Annotated in this window: 11 protein-coding genes; all 11 read right to left on the bottom strand. The window is 47.4% G+C overall.

Annotation, left to right across the window (positions count from 1 at the left end; translation table 11 throughout):
• Nucleotides 1-889: 889 nt before the first annotated feature.
• On the bottom strand, nt 890-2,455 hold the full coding sequence (locus BM257_RS01410) for a glycoside hydrolase family 32 protein (RefSeq protein ID WP_092067744.1): 1,566 nt from the start codon (nt 2,453-2,455) through the stop codon (nt 890-892).
• 5 nt (nt 2,456-2,460) lie between these two features.
• A complete protein-coding gene (locus tag BM257_RS01405) occupies nt 2,461-3,858 on the bottom strand; it encodes a DUF4960 domain-containing protein (RefSeq protein ID WP_092067479.1) in 1,398 nt (465 codons plus the stop codon).
• A 30-nt stretch (nt 3,859-3,888) separates the two neighbouring features.
• Nucleotides 3,889-5,616 carry a RagB/SusD family nutrient uptake outer membrane protein gene (locus tag BM257_RS01400; protein ID WP_092067477.1) on the bottom strand — a complete coding sequence of 576 codons (1,728 nt, stop codon included), beginning with the start codon at nt 5,614-5,616 and terminating at the stop codon, nt 3,889-3,891.
• A gap of 12 nt (nt 5,617-5,628) precedes the next feature.
• On the bottom strand, nt 5,629-8,736 hold the full coding sequence (locus BM257_RS01395; protein WP_092067475.1) for a SusC/RagA family TonB-linked outer membrane protein: 3,108 nt from the start codon (nt 8,734-8,736) through the stop codon (nt 5,629-5,631).
• A 164-nt stretch (nt 8,737-8,900) separates the two neighbouring features.
• Complete coding sequence (locus BM257_RS01390; protein WP_092067473.1) at nt 8,901-10,424, bottom strand: AraC family transcriptional regulator; 1,524 nt, start codon at nt 10,422-10,424, stop codon at nt 8,901-8,903.
• A 20-nt stretch (nt 10,425-10,444) separates the two neighbouring features.
• Nucleotides 10,445-11,209: a UDP-2,3-diacylglucosamine diphosphatase gene (locus tag BM257_RS01385; protein ID WP_092067471.1), complete on the bottom strand. Its 765-nt coding sequence runs from the start codon at nt 11,207-11,209 to the stop codon at nt 10,445-10,447.
• Nucleotides 11,210-11,238: 29 nt separating this feature from the next.
• On the bottom strand, nt 11,239-11,559 hold the full coding sequence (locus BM257_RS01380; protein ID WP_092067469.1) for a metal-sulfur cluster assembly factor: 321 nt from the start codon (nt 11,557-11,559) through the stop codon (nt 11,239-11,241).
• A gap of 104 nt (nt 11,560-11,663) precedes the next feature.
• Nucleotides 11,664-13,592 carry a heavy metal translocating P-type ATPase gene (locus tag BM257_RS01375; protein WP_092067742.1) on the bottom strand — a complete coding sequence of 643 codons (1,929 nt, stop codon included), beginning with the start codon at nt 13,590-13,592 and terminating at the stop codon, nt 11,664-11,666.
• A 162-nt stretch (nt 13,593-13,754) separates the two neighbouring features.
• Entirely contained in the window at nt 13,755-14,441 is a 687-nt protein-coding gene (gene radC, locus BM257_RS01370) for a RadC family protein (RefSeq protein WP_092067467.1), read from the bottom strand.
• A gap of 26 nt (nt 14,442-14,467) precedes the next feature.
• The gene (locus BM257_RS01365; RefSeq protein WP_092067465.1) at nt 14,468-15,517 is read right to left on the bottom strand and encodes a glycosyltransferase family 2 protein; all 1,050 of its coding nucleotides are present in this window, start codon (nt 15,515-15,517) and stop codon (nt 14,468-14,470) included.
• A gap of 26 nt (nt 15,518-15,543) precedes the next feature.
• Nucleotides 15,544-16,110: an elongation factor P gene (gene efp / locus BM257_RS01360; protein WP_092067463.1), complete on the bottom strand. Its 567-nt coding sequence runs from the start codon at nt 16,108-16,110 to the stop codon at nt 15,544-15,546.
• Nucleotides 16,111-16,247 lie beyond the last annotated feature (137 nt).

The following is a 16,247-nucleotide window of genomic DNA, read 5'->3' as shown; positions in this document are numbered from 1 at the left end:
AGACAATGCCTGTACAATATATAAATTATATAATATTTATTATATAATTCTGAAAATGTATCATTGTGCATTTCAGATTACAGATTACAGTTTGCGATTTCAGATTTCAGTAAGTGAATTTGACAGTTGACAGTTGACAATTAGTGAGAGTCAACTTTTCCAGGGTAAGCGTCAACGTTCTTAGAAAAAGCGTCAATGATCCCCAGAGTAGGGTGTCAACCTTTTCCGTATGGTAATGGCAGTCTCAGAATCTCAGTAAGCAAACGCAAACAAACAAACAGTAAACAGTTTGTTGAGTCGTACTAAAAAAGTTGACCACTATTTTTATTATATATATATTATATATAATATATATATAATAATATATAATATATTAATATATTTATTTTGTGTAGTTATCATTCATTTTCTCTCACTGTTTACTGTTTGTTTGTTTGCGTTTCGGTCATTGTCAAAACACTTGCTGAGATTCTGAGACTGAGACTGTTTTCCTTTTTCGCTAACTGTTATTTGTTATTTGTTTGAAAATCTGGTCAAATGATTAACTGTCAACTGTCAACTGTCAAATTCGCTTACTGAAATCTGAAATCTGAAATCGCAAACTGTAATCTGTAATCTGTAATGCGAGAGATTCCAGTATCTGCGAAGGCTTGCTCCAGTATCTCCTTCACCTTGTTCCAATATCTGTTATAGGGGTATTCCAGATACTGGAACGAGTGATGCAAGGCATTGCCATCAAATGAAGCCTTCAATCGGTAGGAAAAATAAACAACTCCGCCCAGGAACCATCACGGCACCTGGGCGGAGTAGTTGTTTTATATGTTATCCTGAAACAATCTTCTCACCGCTGTGAAAACTTCAAACTACTATTAACTAAATAAACTCTAACCTAATATTGTGTAACCTTTACGTCGCTAATTGTGATAGAACCGCCGTAGTTGTTGATACTCCAGCAGTTCTTCTGGATACCGTAGATGCGCTGGGTGTAGCAGACATTGTCGTTTATATACATCGTCATCACGCTGTTGTCGGTATAGATATCAACCTTATAGACATTATTGTCAGGACGGGCGAAACCATAGCCGTCGATACCACGGATGAAACCCTTGCCGTCTTCACCTTCTTCCTCGAAGTTGATCTTACGCCAGTTCTCGTTCTCAGGATTAACTACCATCGTGTAGTATTTGTTGGAATCCGAGCCACGAACAAGTGAGATGCCGAACTTATCCCAGTTGTTGCTGGTGGTGACGGTGAAAGAGATGTGGTTGTGGTTGCCCAGACGGTTGTAGAGCACATACGCACCGTCACCAGAGAGGGAACCATTGTTGTAACCGTTGCTTGCCATCACATTGACGCTCTGAGCTTGGCTATACTTATTTGCCAGGGCAGGAACAGCACCAAGGGTAAGGGTTCCGTCGGCATGCTGGATGATCTTGTGACATACCAGTGCACCAGCCCATGCAGGCTCACCGTCAGCACCAACATTGACGTTCTTGTCGAAGATGGTAGCACCTTCGCGTTTTGGACACCAACCCCAGATGAGACGCTCAGTACCGTCGGAAGCGGTCTTACCAGCATAGAACGCACGACTGTCGAGTACACCCTCTTTACCATCCTTAGGCCAGTTGGCACCTGGATCGTTGAAGCAAGCCTTCAGGTCGTCATAGCTCTTTGCCATCATATATTTCACCTTGCGGCTCCAGTCGGTACGGTATGCCTCGCTGTAGACGAGATACCAGTAATCGCCCATCTTGAAGATGTCGGGACACTCACACATACGGTCCCAGACCATGTTGAACTGACCTGCAAACTCCCAGTTCTTCAAGTCGCTTGACTTAAAGTCGACAAACTTCAGTTTGGCAGCAATGACCATGTGCCACAGACCGTCGTCAGCCTTGAACACCTGAGGGTCACGGAAATCGCTGGCTGAGGCAAAGTCCTCACCCTTCAACTGCCATGATTGGTCTTTCGTCCATGTCTTGAAATCGGGAGAGGTAGCACGCAAGACGACTTCCTTGGAAGTATGTCCTGTATAATATATGTAATATAGTTTGTCTGCCTCGTTATAAATGGCACAACCTGTTCCGAGGGCAGCGTCTGCTTCTTGAACGGACGTACCTGTCGGCAGCACTTCACCCAGAGACTCATAGTAAGCACCGTCGGTGGTACTGATACCCCAGAAGGGGTGATAGCAAGGACCGTTGTTGTCGTACTCCTGCAGATAAAGCACCTTATATTCACCTTCCTTCTCATCGTAGAACGGCATGGGGTCACCACAGCGTCCGATAGCAGGATGATAGTAGGTGAGGAATCCCTTCTCGTCGGTAGAGTTGAAGAAGGCGGTAGTTCCTGCCCAGTCCTTTTCGGGATCGGGACCAAAGCTGTCCTCGCTGCACGCTGTCAGCGTAAGTGCTGACAGCATGATAGCGAATGTTGAAAATATCTTCGTCTTCATAATCATTATTTCGTTAAGTAATTGATAGCATTCTTTGTCATAATGGCAATGTTCTTGTGGAAGTTCTCCACATAACCTGCCTCGTAGGTGTAGGAGTACCAGTCGTAGCAACCGGAACCGATACAGATGATACCACCCTTACCGTCCTTGGCAGGATATTCCCAAGCAACAACGGCACCGTCGCCACCTACACCGAGGATAGTACCCTTGGTGCGGGTCTCCCATGCGGTATGGTTGGGGTAGTCTCCCCAGTCGGTACCGATGTGATACTGAGCGGTAGAGTTGGTGATGTGGTAACCGGCATCGGTACAGTAAACGGCATTAGGATCGTCACCGGCAATAAGTCCGGCATAGAGTGGATGGTTGTTCTGTCCACCATAGATCTTGAAGTCCCATGGACCTCCGCAAAGCTCAGCCTTGTCCTCGTCCTGTCCCCAACAGTTGTTAGGTGTCGTCCATTCGTCGTCACCAGTGGTTCCGATGAATGATGGGAGATTGGTAGCATAGCGGGTCAGGAAGAGTGCTCCGCCATTCTCATAGAACGCACGAATCTCATTCTTTGCCTCAAGTGCCTCTGGGGCATTGGCGACGAACTGGTCGTGTCCGTCGACACCACCGTCCTTATGATAGTGCCACCACATAATCTTACACTCGGAGAGGTCGACACTACCAGCATGGATGTCGGCGAATGACGCATAGAGTGTTCCCTCTACGTTGCTCATCATCCAAGTGCATGCCTCCTTAGCCTCCAGATCAAGGTCGTCCATCGTAGCTGCTGCACCGATGAAGAGTGCCTTTGGCTTATCGATGGCAATCACTGTTACGGTATAGGTGCTCTCAGCCGAATTATTGGTCACTTTATAGGTGACAGGCTGTGAGAAGTCCTGAGCCACACCAGATGCTGGTGTGATAGTGGCATTGGCACTGAACTCAATGGTCGGAACGAGACTGGTGATATCGACAGAAGCGGGTACGTAAATCGTGATGGTCTTAGCGTCCTGATCGATATTGCCACGATAGATGTCATTGACAACAAACTGATAGATGCGAGCCTCATCGCGAAGAACACTGATGGTCCAGTCGATGAAGACATCACCGTTGGAGACGTGCATCACTTTGGTTGCCTCCATGTTCAGGGTCTGTCCCAGGCTGATGTCGCTTAGGGCACCATTGGAGATAGCGAGCGAGGTAACCTTCATGGCAGAGATATCGTAGACTTCTGGAAGACGTACCACGATGCTGCGTGTGGTGAAATCTATGGTCCCCTCGTAGCCGTCGAGTGCGAATGTCTCTACCTTACAGTCACCGCTGAGTCGCAGGTCACTGGTATGGTCGTCGGAGCATGCTACAAAGGCAAGCATGACCATCATCGCACCTATGATATTTAATAATTTCGTTTTCATAATTCTATAATCTTTAAACTTTAAACTATCTTACCAGTTTCCAATGTTCTGGGTGTAATGTCCGTTAGAGGCAGAGAGCTGACTGAATGGGATAGGCAGATACTCGTCCTTATTGGCGGTGAAATGGGCGTTGCTGTAGATGGCGCAACTGCTGATCTCCTCCGCAAAGTATTTGTTGAGTACTGTGGCAGCATCGCCCCAGCGGACGAGGTCGAAGAAACGCTCAGACTCCATAGCCATCTCCAAACGGCGTTCCATCTTCACAATCTCGACAGCCTCATCCTTGTTGTAGGATCCTTTATAGTTGGCGATATACATCTTCACACCATAGGTGGAAGGATAGCTGGAAATCATCTGGGTGCTGCCGGCAGCACGAGTGCGGATCTGGTTAACCAGTGCAATAGCCTGATCGGTGTTACCCAGCTGTGCATAAGCCTCAGCTCGCATCAGTAATACGTCGGCATAGCGGAACACGATACGGTTCATAGAGCTTGCCCAGTAGGAACCCTTGATAAGATACTCACCGATGAGGGCAGGATCAACATTCTGCTTCAGTGAGACATGATAGCCATAGAGACCGTTTGAACGGCTCCAGATACTGGTTTCTTCCATCATGAAGTTCTTGTTGAACATATAGGGAAGTCCTGGCATACCAACGGTAAGGAACAGACGTGGGTCAGCATTGTCGACAGCCATGTCGTATTTTTTCTGATTGAAGGTGTTAAACAATGGGAGTCCGTTATCTCCTGTATGGAAGGCGTTCACAAGGTTCTGGGAGGGCTTGTAGAAGTCGCAGCCGCCATCGGTAGCACCAGGGATGTTGGGAGGAATCAGACCATAGCTCCAGTTGAGGTTACCATAGGTGGAACCGTCGTTGCGAGAATACTGGATAGCCCAGATGCTCTCAATGCCGTTCTCGTACTGCTCCTCAGGACGGAAGTTATTATGGATGTCATTCTCCAGACCGTAGTTGGCATAAAGCGTGGGATTGGTAAACTCAATGACTTTCTCTAAGTCACCTTTGTTGATAGAGGTTACCTGATTGCTCTTCTCATCATCCTGACGGTAAGCCTTGTAGAGATATACTTTAGCCAGGAAAGCAGCAGCGGCAGCCTTGGTGGGGCGACCTTTATCCTGCTGAGTGGCAGGCAGGGTGTTGTAGGCTTCCATGAGGTCGTCGATGATGACCTGCCAGCCCTCGTCATTGTTGTACTCGGTGTTCGACAAGGTGTTATACTCCTCATAGGTAAGATTCTCATTCACAACGAAAGGAATATTCTTGTAGAGACGCTTCAGCAGGAAGTGTGCGTAGGCACGGAGGAACTTCATCTCGGCAAGACGCTGGCTCTTCATCTTAAAGTCGTCGCCAGTGGTGTTGAGCAGTGCGATGGCACTGTTAACACGTGAGATGCAGTTGTACAGACGTACCCACATGTCGTTGATGTTCCAGTTGGTGGTCAGTACACCCTGCTGTATCTCCAGCTGGTGGAACACGTCACCGTCACTGGTACCGTTACCACCTTTGTAGGCATCGTCAGAGCGTACATCGAAATTCCACATAGAGAAGGAGGAGTTGATATCCTCGGCGGAGGTGAAGATAGCATAGGCAGAAACTACCATAGCCTCGGCATTCTCGGGAGTCTTCACCTGTTCGTCGCTAAGGACTCCCTGCGGTGTGTGCTCATCGAGGAAGCTGTTGCAAGCCGTGAAGCCGCAGATGACGCTGATAGCACAGATGATATATAATATCTTTTTCATGATTGCTTATATTTAGAATGATACATTGAGACCAAACGTGATGTTGAGGGGGATAGGATAGCCGAAGTTGGCATTCTCAGGATCTACACCCGTGAAGTTCTTGCTCTTGATGGTGAGCAGGTTCTGAGCAGAGAGATACATACGCAGACGTGACAGGTGAATCTTCTCGCAGATGCTCTTGGGGAAGTTGTAGCCTAGTTGAATCGTGCGGAGCTTGGCATAAGAGCCGTTCTCAACGAAATAGGTGGAGACGCGCTTCTCGTTATTGTTATCCATCGTACTGACAGCAGGGATATTAGAACCTGGGTTGGCAGGACTCCATGCTTCCAGCAGACGACGGCCTTTGTTCAGGTTGGTAATATTCAGACCGCTCCAGAGGTCGGTCTCTTTCTTCAGGTCGCTGATGACATCAACACCCTGAACACCTTGCCAGAACATGGTGAAGTCGAAATCCTTATACTGCAGGTAGATGTTCAGACCCCATGTGAAGTCGGGTACTGGAGAGTAGATCCAGTCTTGGTCAGACTCGTTGATGACACCGTCGTTATTCAGGTCCTTCCAACGGATACGTCCCAGACCGGCACCATTCTGTGTGGCATGGTTGTCAATCTCAGCCTGGCTCTTGAAAATACCATCGTAGACATAGCCTACCTGGGCACCCATAGGATGACCTATCACACTCTTCACACCATTACCACCGAATGTACCATTGGCGGCAATAGTCTCAGGAATCTTGGTTATTTCGTTGCGATAAGTACCGAAGTTTCCTGTTACATCATATGACAGTTTGCCGATCTCACCACGGTAACCGAGATTGAACTCGACACCAGTGTTCTTCATCTCACCGGCATTGATCCACTGGCTGGAGCCTTCACCCATTACACCAATACCAGGCATGTAAACCAGAATATCCTTGGTCTTCTTGTAGTACCATTCGAACGAGCCGTAGAGAGCATTGCGGAACAGACCGAAATCGAGACCGAGGTTGGTCTGTGTGGTGGTCTCCCATTTCAAGTCGTCATTGCCTAACTGGTTGCGCTTGAAACCGCTGGGCAGCTGTTGACCACCGTTGGTGCCTGCAATGTCGTAGCTAGTACCATAGCTCTGACCACCGAAGCCTGCCTCACCATAGTTACTTACATAAAGGGTATAACGTGCGATATTGTCGATTTCTTGGTTACCTGTCTGTCCCCAAGAAGCGCGTAGCTTCAGGTTGTCAATCCAAGAAACATCCTTCAGGAACTTCTCCTGGTTGATGCGCCAACCGGCAGAAATAGAGGGGAAAGTACCATAGCGATGGTTCTTACCGAAACGACTGGAACCGTCGTGACGGATAGTGAACGAAGCCATATATTTGTCATCGTAGGTGTAATTCACCTTACCGAAGAATGATACCAGTGTGTAACCACCACCATTACCAAAAGCTTCTGCCTCACCGACACCGGCATCAGGCCACATATAGTCGGGATTCAGCACAGCATAGTCGTATTTCTTTCCGCTGAACCATTTGTCGTCCTCGCGGTTAATCTCCATACCAACCATGGCATCCCCACGATGCTTGCCCTTTTCCAGATTATAAGTGGCAATGGCATTCCACATCCATTTGGTCCAGTGCTCCTGCTTGGCTTCTACGCCATTGATGGGGTTAGCTACAGTACCCTCAGTGATAGGATACTGGAAGATACGCTGCTCCTTCTGGCTATAGTCAAGACCGAAGCTGGAACGGATATGGAAATCCTTGAGGGGATTGATATCGATATAGGCATCACCGAACAGACGCCAGTATGTGTAGCGGTTGTCGGCATTACGATCCAAACGGGCGAGTGGGTTCTCACGGTCGGGATAACCGCCTACAGGACCTGCATAGTCACCGTTGATGGTACGTACGGGCAGTGACGGGTTGAACTGAAGTACATTCTCCAGGAAACCACCAGGGGCATTCACTTCACTGGTACGGTTCAGGGTGAAATGCTCACCTACTGTAATCACGTCGAGATCCTTTACTTTCAATAACTTATATTCGGTATTAATACGGGCAGAGATACGGCTGAAGTCAGATTGCTTGATGATACCTTTGTTACCGTAGTAACCAACAGAGAAGAAAGAGGAACTCTTCTCAGAACCACTGCTCAGAGATACGTTATACTGCTGTATCAGACCAGTGCGAGTGGTTTCTTTGAACCAGTCGGTATCGGCAGCAGGAGTAGTGCCTGCAGGATCCAGATACTTATTCATGGTAATACCGTTGAGTACTGGCATACCCTGTGGATTGTAACTCCAGTCATAGTGATAACCCAGTCCGTTCATGTTGGGGTCGAGACCGTCGTTGACATAACCCTGCCACATCACCTGACCGAACTCTTTGGCATTTAACACTTCCATCTTGTGTGCGTAGGTCTGAACAGAGATGCTGGCATCAAAGTCAATTTTGATCTTACCTTCCTTACCCTTTTTGGTAGTGATGATAATAACACCGTTGGCAGCACGGCTACCATAGATGCTTGCTGAGGCTGCATCTTTCAATACTTGGATAGACTCAATGTCGTTACCATTCAACTCATGCATGCCTGCCTTTGTGGGAACACCATCGATGATGTAGAGCGGGTCGTTGTTGTTCAACGTACCGATACCACGGATGCGGACAGTAGCAGCACCAGAGGGAGCACCATCTGCAGAGATGTTCATGCCAGGAACACGTCCTTGCATTGCCTTGATGGGGTTGTTCTCATTCTGCTTGGCAAGCTCGCTGACACTGACAACCGATACGGCACCTGTCAGGTCTGCCTTACGCTGGGTAGTGTAACCCGTTACGACAACCTCGTTCAGTGAGAAAGCGTCGTCTTGCATCGTCACCTTCATACCATTGGCAGCGGGTAACTCAACAGTCTGGTAACCGATGTAGGAGAAGACGAGGGTCTTGCCTGCAGCTACCTTTAACGAGAAATTACCGTCAAAATCGGTTACTGTACCGTTTGACGTTCCTTTTTCCATCACGGTAGCACCGATGACAGGCTCTCCTGTCTGGTCGACGACATTACCCGTGATTGCCTCTTGCGCGTACATTATTGTACAGAGCGCCAAGGCGAGGAAGCTTAAAATGAATCTTTTCGCTTGTTTCATTTGCTTGTTAATTTGGTTAGTACTTTTGTTAACTGTCGCAAAAGTACTTCTATTTATTGGCAGGGGATGTAACAGATGTTACAAACAACTAAAAAAATCGTTCAATGTAACATTTGTGTTAAATATTGAACGATTTTTATTATCAGTTGTATAAAAAGATTCTGTTAGTGGCGGACATCACCAGGTAGTACACCATACTCTTCCTTGAAACATTTGGTGAAATAGGAGGGGGCTGTAAACCCTACTTGATAGGCTACTTCACTGACGCTTTTATCAGTGGTCATCAACAAATGGTAACCTCGTTTCAAACGTGCCGTACGTAACAGTTCCACAGGGGTAGAGCCTGTAAAGGACTTCACCTTACGATAAAGTTGTACACGGCTGAGGTTCATGTCGGCAGCCAAGTCCTCTATACTTAACTCACTTTCATCCAGACGTGCTTCTACCGCTTCCTTGAAGCGGGTAATGAAGACGGAAACTACTGCCGGTTCGTTGTCATCAGCTTTCTCCTCATTCGCCAATGTCTCAGGTGCCATCTGAGGAACTTCCTCTGGTTTCAGGTTCCATAAGGTATTGACGACACGTTCTCTGCGTAGTTTCATCTGACCTATGTGGTAAAGGTAGAAGAGTACCATGGTAATCAGCAGCAAAATGATGATGCCAATGGCAAGGAATGTGATCGTACGCTGGGTGTCAAGTTCTTGCAGGTATGTGTCAGCCTTCTCATGCAGTTGGTCTAGATAGGTTGTTTGACGCATGATTTCCTCACTTTCCAATAGCAGTACATTGGCATTGTCACGGGTGACAAGTGCCGATTTTAAGAGGTTCTCCTTCTTATAGGGTTTGCCTTCAAGGATATTAACGGCAAGTTGGATGAGTTGGTCACCATGGGTGGGATAGATATAGCTGGCATTCAACAAGGAGTCGCGTACCAATTCGATACCTCCGTCTTTCCCAGGAAGACCGTCAATACCGCAGTATTTGGCGGAGGGAGAGGCATGAAGGGAAGAAAGTGCTTTGCGTGCTCCCATTGCCATACGGTCATTCTGTCCAAAGACGAAGTCTATCTTGCTGAGGTCGCCCTGATAGTCTTTGACAGCCTTGTAACCACTGTCCTCGGTCCAGTCTCCCTGCAAGGTCTCAACCAATTGTATCTCAGGGTATTGGCTGAGTGCTTTGGCAAAACCATTATGACGCTCAATGGCAGGAGAGGAGTCTTTAAGTCCTTTGATCTCTAGAATACGTCCTTTCCCTTTCAGTTGACGGGCGATATATTCTCCCATAGTACGTCCCATCTCATAATTGTCAGCACCTATAAAGGCGGTGTATTTCTTGGAATTGGTCTTACGTTCAAAGACAATAACAGGAATTCCCTGGTCATAGGCACGGTCAATAGCCGGTGAGATGGTCGCTACTTGGTTTGGTGCGACAATCAACAAATCGATGCCTGTGGCGACGAGACTGTCAATTTGCTGTATCTGTCGTTCGTCACTGTCATAGGCAGCAGCGAAACGCATTTCCACATCGTCTTGGATATAGGCACCCATTCGCAACTCTGCATTTTGCTTTTCTCGCCAGATATCGGCTGAGCATTGGGAGACTCCGATGACATAACGTGGCTGCTGCTGGTTGCAACTGGTAAGGATGAACAGCAGGGATGTGATGATGATTACTAAATAGTTCTTCATTGGTTGTTAATTAAGTTTTCTTATGGTTGGCTCTCGCCTTCTACGTATTCCTCTAAGAACATATGCTCACCGTCGAAGACGGCATAAGTAAATTGGCTAATCCAGTCACCAAGAATCATCAAACGGGTATGGCGGGCGATTTTGATATCCAGTTCAATATGGCGGTGTCCAAAGATAAAGTAGTCGATATCCGGATGGTCTTCGATATAGTCTTTGGCGAAGAGCACTAGGTGTTCTTTTTCCTCTCCCATATATTGGATGTCGTTAGTCTCCTTGTGCTTGATATAGCTGTGTTTCGCCCAATTGAGACCGAGTGCCATACTCCATCGAGGATGGAGGTTGGAGAGAAGCCATTGGCAAACCTTGCTATGGAAGAGATAGCGCAGGACTTTGAAAGATTTGTCAGGGTCACCCAATCCGTCACCATGGGCGAGGAAGAATTCCTTGCCATAGATTTCTGTCGTCTCCTCTTTCTTATGGAGGATGACACCGCACTCCTTTTCCAGATAACCATATGACCAGATGTCATGGTTGCCAGTGAAATAATGTATCTCAACACCCATGTCCGACAGCTCAGAGAGCTTCCCCAAGAAACGGGTAAATCCTTTTGGTACTACGTATTTGTACTCATACCAGTAATCGAACATATCGCCCAGCAGGTAGATGGCGGCAGCTTTTTCCTTGATGCTGTCGAGAAAACGCACTAATCGCCGCTCTTGCATCCGCTGATGGGGAATCGCAAGTGACCCTAGGTGGGCATCGGAAAGGAAATAGACGTTCTTCATTTACAATTGGACAATTTACGATTTACAATTTAATCAAGTCCTAACTCGACACGTGCCTCTTCGCTCATCATACTCTGGTCCCAGGCAGGCTCAAAGACGAGGTTGACATTCGCGGAGGTGATACCCTCCACACTCTCGACCTTCGTGCGTACATCTTCTAATATAAAGTCGGCGGCAGGGCAGTTAGGTGCCGTAAACGTCATATCCAGTTCTACGGAAGCATCCTCTTGTACGTCAATCTTGTAGATCATGCCGAGGTCGTAGATATTCACAGGGATCTCTGGGTCATAGACGGTTTTCAGCACGTCTACAATCCGTTCTTCCAAATGGGTTTTCTCTTCTTGTGTCATAACATCTGCAAAGATAGTGCAAAATTTCGAGTAAGCGAACAAAAAGAGAATGTATTTTCATTTTTGAGTGCAAGAAATTTACACAAATTGAGAGAAAAACCAAATTATTTTGAGTATTTTAACGCCCTCATGGCGTTAAGAACGGCAAGGACGGTGACACCGACGTCTGCGAAGACAGCGAGCCACATAGTGGCAAGACCAAAGGCGGCAAGGAGGAGCACTGCTACTTTCACCCCAATGGCGAATGCTATGTTCTGACGGGCAATGCGGAGGGTGCGTCGGGCAATGCGGATGGCAAGTGCTATCTTTGAGGGATGGTCGTCCATTAGTACGACATCGGCAGCCTCAATAGCAGCATCACTACCTAGTCCTCCCATCGCGATGCCGATATCTGCGCGAGCCAAAACGGGAGCGTCGTTGATGCCATCGCCGACGAAGGCTGTTTTCGAATTAGTCATTGACTGTTCATTGACCATTTTCTCAAAATAACAGATTTTATCAGCAGGTAGAAGCTCGGCATGGTATTCATCCATCTTAAGGACTTGAGCGACATGCGCCGCCACCTCCTGCCGGTCGCCTGTGAGCATGACAGTCCTGCTGATCCCCAATTGCCGAAGTTGTTGTATCGCCTTCGCACTATCGTCCTTGATTTTGTCATTGATGACAATGTGTCCGGCATAGATACCGTCAATGGCGATATGGATGATTGTTCCCGTAATAGGATGATGTTCATGTTCACAAAGTGGGCAGTCGTGCCATTTCGCACCGACAGCGTCCATCAGCTTGGTGTTGCCGACTGCAACAATTTTTCCCTCTACACTAGCACATATACCCTGTCCTGCCATCTCTTTAACGTCAGAGATATGACAGCCGTCAGTCGCCTCATCTGGAAAGGCGTCGCGAAGGGTGGCGCCGATGGGATGGGTAGAGTAGTGCTCTACATGGGCGGCGAGATGGAGTAGCTGCTGCTCGTCACAGGAGTCGGGGTGTACAGCCTCTACGACAAACTGTCCGTGGGTCAGTGTGCCCGTCTTATCGAAGACCACAGTATTGACATGGGCAAGAACGTCCATATAGTTAGCGCCTTTGATCAATATTCCTTTGCGGGAGGCACCACCGATTCCACCAAAGAAGGTGAGGGGGACACTGATGACTAAAGCACAGGGGCATGAGACGACAAGGAACATCAGGGCGCGATAGAGCCATGTGGAGAGGTTTGAGGTGAAAGCTGAGAGCTGAGAACTGGCTAATGCGACATAGAGGGGCGGGAGGATGGCGATAGCAAGGGCGGCAAAGACCACGATAGGGGTATAGACGTGTGCGAACTTAGTGATAAACGTCTCACTCTTTGACTTATGTTTGGTAGCATGTTCTACCAACTCAATGATTTTTGATACGGTACTCTCCCCGTAACTCTTTGTTGTCCGTACCCTGATGACCCCCGACAGGTTGACACATCCCGAGATGACTTCATCGCCAATAGTAATCTCACGGGGCATACTCTCTCCCGTTAGTGCGATCGTGTTGAGGGCAGATGCCCCTTCTATGACAATACCGTCAAGGGGTATTTTCTCACCAGGACGAATCACGATGATAGAATCTATGACGACTTCTTCAGGTTTTACTTCTTCTATCTTACCTCTTACCTCCATCCGTGCCATATCTGGACGGATGTTCATCAAATGAGCAATACTCTCACGACTCTTTCCCTCAGCATAACCCTCGAAGAGCTCTCCGATTTGAAAGAACAGCATGACGAAGACGGCTTCGGGAAATTCTGTCTCGGCACCAGGAAGGAAACCGATACAGAGGGCGCCAATGGTCGCTACAGACATTAGAAAATGCTCGTTGAAGGCATCACCATGGGCAAGCCCCTCTGCTGCCTCTTTCAAGGTGTCGTGTCCGATCAGCAGATAGGGTATGAGGTAAATAAGTAACAATTGCCATGTCGAAAACTGAATGTTATTCTCGATGATAACAGCTACTCCCAGCAATATGACGGTCAGGACGATAAGAATTAGTTGCTTTCTCAATCCATGCTCATGATGGTGATTGTGCTCACAGCACTCTTGGTGATGATGTTCGTGTGACATACCTTTATATTTTTTAATTCTGCTGCAAAGGTATGGAAAGAGTTCTGCAACCTGGTTGCAAATGAAGAAAAAGTGGTCATTTCTGCAACTGGGTTGCAACGCTCACAGTCGTCCTTCTTCGTGGTAACTGTAATAATGACCGTCAGTCACGATGACGTGATCAAGGAAAAGGATGCGCATCACCCTGCATGCTTTCAGCAGATTCTCTGTCAAGTGGTCATCTTCCTTACTGGGTCGGAGATTACCTGAAGGGTGGTTGTGGCAGACTGCAAGGATGGTGGCATTGGCAAGGACAGCTTCCTTGAGAATGATACGGATGTCTACTGCTACCTCGGTGATGCCACCATGTGAGACACGCATCTTCTTGATAAGTTTGTAATTCTGGTTCATAAGTAGAATCCAAAACTCTTCAGTGTCCAGGTCTTGCATCACAGGATGCATGTGGTTATAGATACGGGTGGCGGTCCCACAGTCAGAACGCTCCTCAAGTGTCTCTATCTGACGCCGCTTCCCTAACTCACAGGCAGCGAGTATGGAAATGGCTTTCGCCTCTCCGATACCGTTATACTGGCAGAGCTCGCCAATGTTTTTCTTGCCCAAGGTGTTTAAGTTGTTGTGACAGTCGTTCAGTACATGTTTCATCAGGTCTACGGCACTCTCTTTGGTGGAGCCAGACCCGATGAGGATGGCAAGCAACTCGGCGTTACTCAGTGACTCTGCGCCCTGTCGCATCATTTTTTCACGAGGACGGTCTTCTTCCGCCCATTGATTAATAGTTAGTTTTTCCATTTTTAGTTGATAATAAGAAAGATTTGCTATTGATAGAAGTTTTTCTCAAATGCAGTAAACTCGTCTTGTTTTAAGACACATCGTTTCCACCAACTCTCGATGAATCCCAGTCCGTAGCCCATCAGTTGGACAAAGGCAGCGGGAATACTGAGTATCCCTACTTTCAGACTTTTGTTTTGTATGGTGGAGTCGATGAGGATGACGAGGCTATAGAGGATGATAGGCAGCCATGGAGCGGCGCAGAGCCAGAACCAGCGATGTACGTCATCATAATGCATCAGGACACGTCCAACAGCGGAGACAAGAACCATTGCAATTACTCCGATAGTAAATACCGATGGTAACAAATGTACCAGTTTGAGGGTGTTAGGATGCCGCTTCTCTAAATTGATGCGGGCAATACCGCTGTTATAGACCTGTCGGAAGAATTTGCGAAAATCCGTACGGCGCTTATGCCATACCCATGCCTCTGGGAAAAGCTGGGGCTGATAGCCAGCCTCCACAATGCGGTAGCTGAAATCGATGTCCTCTCCGAAGCGCATCTTGGAGAAACCACCCAGTTGCAGGTAGACATCCCGACGGATACCCATATTAAAGGAGCGGGGATAGAACTTGTCGAGTTTTTTCTTGCCACCACGGATACCACCAGTGGTGAAGAAAGAGGTCATCGAATAGGAGATGGCTTTTTGCACAGGGGTGAAGGAAGGGTGGGAGGCATCGGGGCCGCCCCAGCATGCCAGTTGAGTATTGGGCGTTGATCGTTGAGTTTTTTGTTCTACACTCTCCATATATCCTGGGGGGAGTACCACGTCGGAGTCAAGGATAATGAGCCAGTCACCTTTGGCACGTTCTGCTCCATAGTTACGACTCTGACCAGGACCGCTGTTGTCCTTCTGGTAATAATGTAAATCAAGGATGCTTGCGTACTTGTCGCAAACATCCTTGCATGGTATCTCTGATCCGTCCTCAACAATTACCACTTCGAAGTCTTTCAGTGTTTGGGAGCAAAGGCTCTCAAGCAATTCGTCCACTTCGTCAGGGCGATTGAATACTGGAACGATAATCGAATACTTCAATTGTCAATGATCAATTTCAATTGAAACTACTCCTTCACACGGTTCAGGTAACTGCCGTCGCGGGTATCAACCTGAATGAGATCTCCCTCATTGATGAACAAAGGAACACGAACCTCTACACCAGTCTCCAGTGTTGCGGGTTTGGTGGCGTTAGTGGCAGTGTCTCCCTTGATACCGGGCTCTGAGTGAGTCACACGAAGATTCGTCTTAACGGGCATCTCAGCATAGAGAATGGTACCGTCTGTGGTGTCGCTGACAACAGATACCACGTCACCCTCTTTCATGTACTCATGACCAATCACCAGGTCGTTGGCAATAGGAATCTGCTCAAAGCTCTCCTGGTTCATGAAGATACGTCCCTCCTGATCCTCGTAGAGATACTGATAGTCACGGTGCTCGATGACCACATCCTCCAGTTTCTCACCGATGTTGTAGCGACGCTCCAATACACGACCGTCAGTGACATTCTTCATCTTGATGTTCATGATGGTGTTACCCTTACCTGGCTTACGATGCTGGAAATCGATGCAAACCCAAATAGAGCCATCCATGCGGATAGCAGTTCCTTTCTTAATGTCTTGTGAATTAATCATATAAAATAGCTATTTTAATAATGTATATATCTCCTTTTGCGGGTGCAAAGGTAATACTTTTATATGAAAAATGAAAGATTAAACATTAAAAATTACAAGAAAACTTGCATAATTCGAAATTAATGCGTACTTTTGCA

The organism is Prevotella sp. tf2-5, assembly GCF_900115435.1.
Lineage (GTDB): Bacteria > Bacteroidota > Bacteroidia > Bacteroidales > Bacteroidaceae > Prevotella.
Note: the sequence above shows the minus strand (reverse complement) of the source record. Positions and strands in the feature narration are given on the sequence as shown.